At 52.2% G+C, this 8140-nt stretch carries 11 protein-coding genes; 5 read left to right on the top strand and 6 right to left on the bottom strand.

The features are described 5' to 3' along the window. The 3 genes from B2Z72_RS14195 to B2Z72_RS14185 form a co-directional block, all read right to left on the bottom strand. Positions 1-847 (bottom strand): FAD-dependent oxidoreductase (locus B2Z72_RS14195; protein ID WP_297005122.1); only part of this gene is annotated, 847 nt, incomplete at its 3' end. Between the two features lie 81 nt (positions 848-928). Then, complete coding sequence (gene nqrM, locus B2Z72_RS14190; protein WP_296982566.1) at positions 929-1162, bottom strand: (Na+)-NQR maturation NqrM; 234 nt, start codon at positions 1160-1162, stop codon at positions 929-931. A 17-nt stretch (positions 1163-1179) separates the two neighbouring features. Further along, entirely contained in the window at positions 1180-2202 is a 1023-nt protein-coding gene (locus tag B2Z72_RS14185) for an FAD:protein FMN transferase (RefSeq protein WP_297005119.1), read from the bottom strand. A 178-nt stretch (positions 2203-2380) separates the two neighbouring features. Here B2Z72_RS14185 and B2Z72_RS14180 point away from each other — a divergent pair, with 178 nt between their 5' ends. Next, positions 2381-2716, top strand: a complete 336-nt coding sequence (locus B2Z72_RS14180; RefSeq protein ID WP_297005117.1) for an ArsR/SmtB family transcription factor — start codon at positions 2381-2383, stop codon at positions 2714-2716. A gap of 49 nt (positions 2717-2765) precedes the next feature. Here the strand turns inward: B2Z72_RS14180 and B2Z72_RS14175 are convergent, their stop codons facing one another. Both B2Z72_RS14175 and B2Z72_RS14170 read right to left on the bottom strand, forming a co-directional pair. Continuing rightward, on the bottom strand, positions 2766-3653 hold the full coding sequence (locus B2Z72_RS14175; protein ID WP_297005142.1) for a DUF4062 domain-containing protein: 888 nt from the start codon (positions 3651-3653) through the stop codon (positions 2766-2768). 87 nt (positions 3654-3740) lie between these two features. Further along, positions 3741-4679 (bottom strand): AEC family transporter, encoded by a 939-nt coding sequence (locus B2Z72_RS14170; protein WP_296982716.1) that lies wholly within the window; start codon positions 4677-4679, stop codon positions 3741-3743. Between the two features lie 193 nt (positions 4680-4872). Here B2Z72_RS14170 and B2Z72_RS14165 point away from each other — a divergent pair, with 193 nt between their 5' ends. From B2Z72_RS14165 to B2Z72_RS14155, 3 genes are read left to right on the top strand one after another with little or no spacing between them, the layout of a single operon-like run. Further along, positions 4873-5229 (top strand): hypothetical protein, encoded by a 357-nt coding sequence (locus B2Z72_RS14165; RefSeq protein ID WP_296982717.1) that lies wholly within the window; start codon positions 4873-4875, stop codon positions 5227-5229. Further along, positions 5229-6317, top strand: a complete 1089-nt coding sequence (locus B2Z72_RS14160; protein WP_296982718.1) for a class I SAM-dependent methyltransferase — start codon at positions 5229-5231, stop codon at positions 6315-6317. The genes B2Z72_RS14165 and B2Z72_RS14160 overlap by 1 nt, the downstream gene beginning before the upstream one ends. Before the next feature lie 5 nt (positions 6318-6322). After that, positions 6323-6964, top strand: a complete 642-nt coding sequence (locus B2Z72_RS14155) for an IMPACT family protein (RefSeq protein ID WP_296982719.1) — start codon at positions 6323-6325, stop codon at positions 6962-6964. Positions 6965-6981: 17 nt separating this feature from the next. Here B2Z72_RS14155 and B2Z72_RS14150 read toward each other — a convergent pair whose 3' ends face one another. Beyond that, positions 6982-7347: a hypothetical protein gene (locus tag B2Z72_RS14150; protein WP_296982720.1), complete on the bottom strand. Its 366-nt coding sequence runs from the start codon at positions 7345-7347 to the stop codon at positions 6982-6984. 581 nt (positions 7348-7928) lie between these two features. On the opposite strand from B2Z72_RS14150, the gene B2Z72_RS14145 reads away from it, so the two are divergent. Further along, positions 7929-8140 (top strand): hypothetical protein (locus B2Z72_RS14145; RefSeq protein ID WP_297005115.1); only part of this gene is annotated, 212 nt, incomplete at its 3' end.

Below are 8140 nucleotides of genomic sequence, written 5' to 3'. Positions count from 1 at the left end.
CAATATTTTCCAGCCCCAGATCACTGGTATTACCACTGCGCCCTGCTGCCCACAGGAAAGCATCCGCTTTCACTTTTTTGCCGGAGGCCATGACCATAGTGACGTATTTATCATTGGCTTCCACGGAATCAAACTGCTCGTGATGGCGGATCAGGGCACCCTTATCACGCAGGTGATAGCTCAGCGCATCGGAAATTTCGTCATCAAGGAAATTCAGCAGGCGATCCCCCGGGTGAATCAGATCCACCTTCACGCCCAGGCCAGTAAAGATCGAAGCGTATTCACAGCCAATAACACCGGCACCGTAAATAATCAGGGTACGTGGCGTATGCTCCAGGTGAAGAATGGTGTCGGAGTCGTAAACCCGCGGATGAGTAAAATCGATATTGGATGGGCGCCATGGGCTTGAGCCAGTAGCAATAACGATCTCTTTTGCATGCAGACGGGTGTTGGTCTGACTGCCGTGAAAAACATCGATAGTATTTGCATCGGCAAACCGTGCCTTACCCGTGTAAACGCTGATACGGTTACGGCCGTAAAACTCGGTACGCAGCTTCACCTGCTTGCCGATAACCTTCTCAGCACTTTTCAGCACCCGTGGAAAGGAAAACCAGCGCGGCTCACCGATTTCCCGGAACATTGGGTTGGTATTGAACTGAATAATCTGTTTTACAGCGTGACGCAGGGCCTTGGATGGGATAGTACCCAGGTGAGTACAGTTCCCGCCTACCATGTTCTTATCTTCTACGACGGCGACCTTCTTACCTTTCTTGGCTGCATTCATTGCTGCACCTTCGCCCGCTGGGCCAGCGCCGATAACAACCACGTCGTAGCGATAATCTGTCATGCCTTATTTCTCCGTTTGATTAACCAGTGATCCGCATAGCGGACATTACGTATTCTAGGTGAATTCTGCTGAAGCGCCGGATTAGCGCTTAGTCGCATCATAAAAATCAGCCTTGTCGGCTACAGATGCTGCTTTCTTACTTTCTTTTTCGCAGCGGGCTTTGTCACCGCCACATACATCGCAGGCGCTGTCCATGCCGATGGCCGCCATGCCACCACACGACCCGCTGATTGGTTTACGACCAAAAATAACGCCCACCGCCATGGCCGCGATGATCAGTAACATCACGCCAAAGGCAACCATAAACATTGTCATAACTGGCTCCTGCCCTCTCAGGGCTGTTGAAGATAGCGGCGTCTGAACTCTGCGGACGACAACTCACTGAAGCCATCGTCGGTACGCACAATCATAAACACTGCCATACGATATTGTTCCGCCAGGGCCATGCCTTTTTCCGGCCCGGCAACATTCAGCGCGGTCGCCCATCCATCCGCCATCGCTGATGAGGCATCAATCACTGTGACCGATGCCAGACGATGAGTGATGGGACGCCCGGTAAACGGGTTAATGGTGTGAGAGTAACGCACACCATCCCTTTCAAAATAATTACGGTAGTCCCCGGAGGTCGCTACCGCCACATCTTCCGGCTCAATAACCAGCTCAACATTGCGGCCATCAGCCAGCGCTCCCGGACGCTCGACGGCAATCCGCCACGGCGCGTCGCCCGGTTTACGTCCACCCGTGCGGATTTCGCCGCCGATTTCGACCATGTAGTTGTGTATGTTCTTTCCTTCCAGCAACGCAGCAATATCGTCCACGCCCCAGCCTTTGGCGATAGCGGAAAGATCCAGATAGCGTGGCTGCGCCAGTTTGATTGCCGGACGCTGCGGATCAAACTGCAGCACATCCAGCCCGGTGCGGCTCATGGCTTCCGCCAGCACGTCCTCTGAAGGTACCTCATCAGGGTGGGCATCGGGACCGAAACCCCAGAGATTAACCAGAGGCCCGACACTGATATCGAATACACCACCACTCTTCTGATAAATTTCCAGTGAATCTGCGATGACGTCTGCCAGATCTGCCGAGACAGGAATCCAGCCATCATCGGCCAGAGGTGCTTTTGATTGATTTATCAGTGAAAGTTCAGAGGTCGGATCGTAGGTCGACATGATGCGGTTGATTGCAGCCAGCCGCTGATCAATATCCGCCTGGATAGCTTCCGCCTTAGCAGGATCGCCTACCCACGCAATGTGGTAGGCCGTTCCCATGGTTGGTCCTTCGATCCTGACGATTGACTCCCGATCACTGCAGCCCGCAACGACGACAAAGACCAGTGACAACAGGATGCGAAACATAAGACCTCCGGAGATTTTGCGCCAGTATACGCCTAACCCCAAAGATCTGCACTCATAGCCATTAAGAATAACCACTGGTAATAACCTTAGAATTAATTATTACACTTAATAAGCAACCGGTTATATTTTCCTGTCGCAGGTTTCGCTTAAAATAGCGCCTTGCTATGGAGACTACCTAATGTCCGAAATGATGTCCGAAGAAATGCTGGAGCTGATTGCACAGCGTTTTCGTTTACTGTCAGACCCTATGCGCCTGCGGATTCTGCACCAACTGCAGAACGGCGAAAAATCTGTTTCAGAGCTGGTTGAAGCAACCAATGCATCCCAGCCAAACGTATCTAAGCACCTTTCAACCCTGCGAACCCATGGTCTGGTAAAACGTCGTCAGGACGGAAATATGGCCTATTTCAGCATTGGTGCACCCTTCATCTTCGATTTGTGCAACACAGTGTGCGACAGCATGAAAGATGAATGGGAACAAAGGAACTCGTTACTGGGTACGCTCGCGCAGTAAATATGCGCCCGGGACCATTCGATCGCGGTTGTCACAAACCGCGATTGCCTCAGGAAGCAGCAGAACGCCAGATGGCCCGGCTGCCTTCGCCTTCCGATCTGACATAGCCAAGCTCTTTCCACTGCTTAAGCATCTGATGAAACTGGCCGCGGCTGATTTTAACATCATCCACCGCATGAGCCTTAGGATGCAGTTTCAGTAACTGCTTCTGAATGCTGGGGGCAATTGCCGTCTCCAGTCGCTTACGCGCACGACTTTCACTCACCCCATTTCTGAACGCCGGCGTCAGACCGATCAGCATCTGATCCATGCGTGCCGGCAACAGCACTTCCTCAAGGGACAGATTCCCCCCCTGATACACTTTGGCAGTGACCTGCAGATTGACCAGTTGACGACTGCGCGCCAGGCGCTGACTTGGTGACAGCTCTTCCGCAGCAGCGGCAACGGGAGCAACAGCTGGTACCGACATAACCACCGATTGAGCAGGCACCCAGCCATCACCGATCTGCAGATGCGGGCTGGCTAACGACGCCCGCAGATGTGTCATCAGTTCTTCACGCAGATGCCACAATTTGTAGGGAGACTGTTGCGCAATGACCCGGTGAAAGCCAGCCAGGCGACGGGTATCTTCGGTTGGGTTTGTTGCCGGTGGAATATTTTTAATGAAGGCCAGAGTTGGCTTATTCAGCGAACGGGCATGGACGAACTCCCGGTGCAGATGACTGATACCGGTCGGTGACATGGGCCCATAGCTGCCGCCAAGCAACAGAATGAACATGTCTGCAATTTCGATCTGGCTGCGTACCAGATCCCAGTCGTACGGGCCGGCGTCTTCGCGACAAGGAATGCCAATATTCAGCATTCCCTGCTTTGCTAACAGTCGTCCCATTTCATACCGTTCCAGATCCAATCCGTCAAAATTGGATGCCAGATACACTAAATAACGCTTTTTTCCCTGTCCGGAATTCACTCTGAGAACCTGATGTCGCGGTGCCAATAAATCGAATATTCCCTCAACCCCCGACTATACCAGCGGCAGACCGTCCAGAACATAGAGAAAACAACTGATCGTCACCAAAGCCCCCAAAGTAGTTACGGCTATTGCGCGGGCAGTTAATAACGCATCGCCACCCATGGCCCGGGCCATAACAAAAGACGCAGCAGCAGTCGGACTGGCAAACATAATCGCCAGAATGCTTAACTCATCTCCGCGGATGCCAATCATATAAGCACCTGCGGTGATCGCTACCGGCAGAAAAATTAATTTCAGGAAGCTGATCTGCAGCACCACGGAATTGATACTGCCGCGCAGACTGGCGTTCAGGCTCGCCCCAACACCCAGCAATGCCAGGGGAAGCGTCAGCTGCGCAATCAGACGCGCCGTGTCATCGAACACCGGCGCCATGCGCACGCCACTGAGCTGAAATGGAATCGCCAGAATAATGGCCACAATTAACGGATTGGTGATAATGCCGCGCAGCTGGGACTTCCAGTCCGGCGCCTTGCCTTTACTTAACACCAGAACCGAAATCAGGTTATAAACGGGCGTCACTCCGGCCAGAATCAACGCACCCAGCGCCGCACCCGCCTCGCCGTAGGCAGCAATACAGACCGCCAGACCAATAATCCCGAGATTAGAACGGAATGCCGCCTGAACAAAGGCACCATACGCCTGCTCGCTGACATGGAATATTTTTGCCCAGAAAATCGAGACCAGCGCCGCCAGAGCGGCAGCCAGTACCGAGTACAAAACCAGATCCAGGTGCGCAGCCAGATTGAGATCCGCCATCACAATGGCGCGGAACATCAATACCGGCAGTGCCAGAGTAAAAACCAGACGCGATGACGAAGCGATAAACTCATCGCCAATCACTTTGCGCCAGTGCAGAAGAATACCCAGTAAAATGATAAGAAAGATCGGCGCCGTGACAGCGAAAGGTGCAAAAAACGAGGGGTTATTCATAAAATCTCAACTTATTTTCTGATCGGCAACAGTACCTGCGGTCAGAAAAAAGTAAAGCGCTGGAATGTGGCAATCCAGCTCATGTAAAATGAACACTGTTTTCTTCAGAACGCGCTTCTGTCTGCACTCCTGCAGTCCTGCCAGCCGGATTATCTTTCCTCTGAAGACAAGATGAAGTGATACAGGCGAACAAATGACCCGAGTTAAGAAAACCCGCTCCCTGAAGCGAATCCATAAAACCAAAACCGGCAGCATCTCCCGATTTAAGGAGCAGGCGCGCAGCGAAGGCTATGACCGCCAGACCGGTAAACGGGTGAAAAAGAAAAGCCTGTCGGTTTATGAGAAATTCCTGCAGGAGAACCCTGAAGCCAAAGATCGTCAGCATGCAGAAGAACGCGCAGCCGCCCTCAAAGCGGAACAGAAAGCTGAGCAGGCAAAAGCTGCCCGCAAGCAACAGGACACTGAGCGTAAAGAACGTGAAGACGAAGCTGAAGACCGCCGCACTCTGCTCGATCAGCTGGATGACAAAGATTTCGGCGATATCTACTGATGTCCGGAGCACCATCCGCGCGCAGCATCAGCGATCTGACGCTGCGCTGCATTCCCCCTTTGCCTGAACATGTTGCCCGCCCCTGGGATACTGCTGATGAATATCTGCTGACGGAAACCAGCGCGGATAAAATCAGCGTCATCGTTAACGACCGTTTTGGGGCTTTGTTCTGCGCCCGCCCACAGGCTTTTGCCTGGTCTGACAGCATCAGCGCCCGCAACAACTGGCTGAGCAACGCTCAGGAAAACCATCTGCCTGATGCAGGCGAACAGCGTATTTTGAGCCAGCTGCAGGATATTCCGGCTGATACTGAGCAGGTATTGCTGCGCATCCCGAAAAACTCGGAGCAGCTCATTTACTGGCTGAATATCATCACCAAAGCGGCACCGCATGCGGTTATTTATCTTGCCGGCATGGCCAAACACATTCCAGTCGCCCTGCTTAAGCAACTGGAATCCGCTTCACAGCGTTACCAACAATGGCCTATCCGCAAAAAGGCGCGACTGCTCGAAATTGAAGGCTGGCGATCGCCGGCCATACAGGAATTCAAAGGCTACCGCACAGATACAGGACTGCAGCTGGGCGCTCAACCCGGCGTTTTTTCCCGGGACAGCCAGGATATTGCCAGCTATCTGTTACTGGCAAATATAGAGTGTCCGGCAAATGCCCGGCATCTGATTGATCTTGGTTGTGGCAATGGCCTGTTGGGTCTGACCCTGGCTCAACGCTGGCCACATATCAACATCACCGCCATTGATGATTCGCTTTGCGCAGTCGAAAGTTGCCGCCGCAACGCCACAGAGAACCAGTTACCGCTCAGCGCAGTACACAACGATTCACTTACCGGCCTCGACGCAGAAGCTGACATTATTGTTTGCAATCCGCCGTTTCACGATGGTCACCGGCAAACTACAGACATCGCCCTGCGTATGTTTCGTGACGCCTCAGAGCACCTTACTGATAGCGGTGAACTCTGGGTAATCGCCAACCGCCATTTACCCTATTTTGCAGCACTGAAGCGCACATTCCGCCAGGTAACAACCGTTGCCAGTGACAAGCGCTTCAACCTGTTTCGCGCCCGCAAGTAACCGCTATGTCTAATGACCAGTTTATTCCCTCAGAAACTGCCGAAGCTGAGCTGATTGAAAAGAACAGCCGTTTTATCGGACTTGTTTTTCCAGTGTCAAATGATGCGGGCATCCGCCACGAACTCGAAAAACTGAGGACTGCACACCCGAAGGCCAATCATGTGGTCTGGGCGAGCCGGCTTGCTGGTGAGCTGCACCCAGCGGAAGGATTCAGTGACGACGGAGAGCCATCAGGCACTGCTGGCATGCCGGTACTGAAGCAGTTACAGCACGATGCTCTGCTCAATTGTCTGGTCTGTGTCGTACGCTATTTTGGCGGCACCAAACTGGGCACCGGTGGATTACAGCGGGCATATTCCCGCAGCGCCCGTATGGCCCTGACAGCGTTAGCAGACGCCGGCGCCTTGCGCAGCTACCAACCACAATACAATGCCCGGATAGCCTGCTCTTTTCAGGATCAATCGGATATCCGTCATCTGTTAAGCCAGATGAACATTCGTGTATGTGACGAAGGATTTACCACGGAAGGCGTTATATTAACCATTGAAGGCGACAGACCATCGCTGAACAGACTGCGGGACAGTATCGGGACTCTTTTCCATAAGGCAGAGTTTCACGAAGCAGAGTTTCAAAACGCAGAGTTTTAAGGCGCGCAGAATATCAATCAGGCACGACGTGACTGGCGTTCAGCACGCATATCGTCCAAATGCACGACCGGGTTGGGTGATATATGTTCGGATATCAGTTTATATCCGTTCTGCTCTATTTCTTTAAAGCGCACAGTCACTTTGCAATGGCTTTGCGAAATACGCCGTACTGAATGCACGCAACCGGCCCCGGTTACAGAACACTCGCCGCCATGGGAACTCAACATCATTTCGATATCGAGATATCTGAATTTGCCACTGTCTTTACGCAGAGCACTCATATCTTCCAGTTCAACGTCGCACTCAAACCCCATCGGAGTTAACTCAGTTACCACGCCTTTCACCAGGACGATATCATTTTCCTTTAACAGAACGTTTTCCATCGGGATCACACCTGTCAACTGTACAGAATTTAAACGATAGCGCATATATATAATGATGCCAGTTAATTGTAAACAGCCACACAGGCCTCAATATATGCCATATAAAACAGAACCGGTTTTTTGTGATGGAGGTCATATAAAGGGAATAAGTCCTGCCAGGATGCGGCTGTTCCGATAACCAAGATAAGCACAGATATACACAGCGAAACCAATAAGCAACATACGCTTTCATATCTTCAGGACAAAATACGAATACCTGTTGGCAATGATATGGCCGTCAGGCAGCAGGGTATTACCTCCTTCCCAACTTACCGACTACTGCAGGAACATGAAACATACAGTACTCAGATCAGCATACCGTGCGCCATAGCCGGTTAAACTCTCCGTATTCAGACGCCGTTAAACACGGTTCTGGTTTGCGTAAACCAGACGTCAGAAACGCAAATTTAGGTAATTGGCTCCGCAACGGGTGAACTTGGGCATCATTTCCGGGTAGCATGGCCGCCAGACCGGCGCATTACCGCAATCATCGCGTTAACAGACGCCCTTTTTCGTTCAACCAATGTCAGGACTGCTTCCGAGTGACCACACCAGCACGCCGATCCGCCACCGCTTTTCTTATCGCACGGGTTAACCAACCCCACATCGATCTCGCCGCAGACAGTGGTTACAGTGACATGTCTCATCTGAACAAACTGCTGCAGAAAACCTCCGCTTATCTGCGTGGCGAGCTTAAATCTGAGGCCAACCTGCTGCGGTTCCATGAAGCGTTCTGTGAATGGCGTGAACAGCT

This window comes from Thalassolituus sp. UBA6592, from assembly GCF_002433655.1.
In the GTDB taxonomy this organism is placed as follows: Bacteria; Pseudomonadota; Gammaproteobacteria; order Pseudomonadales; family Oceanobacteraceae; genus Venatoribacter.
This window is presented reverse-complemented; position numbering and strand designations above follow the sequence as displayed.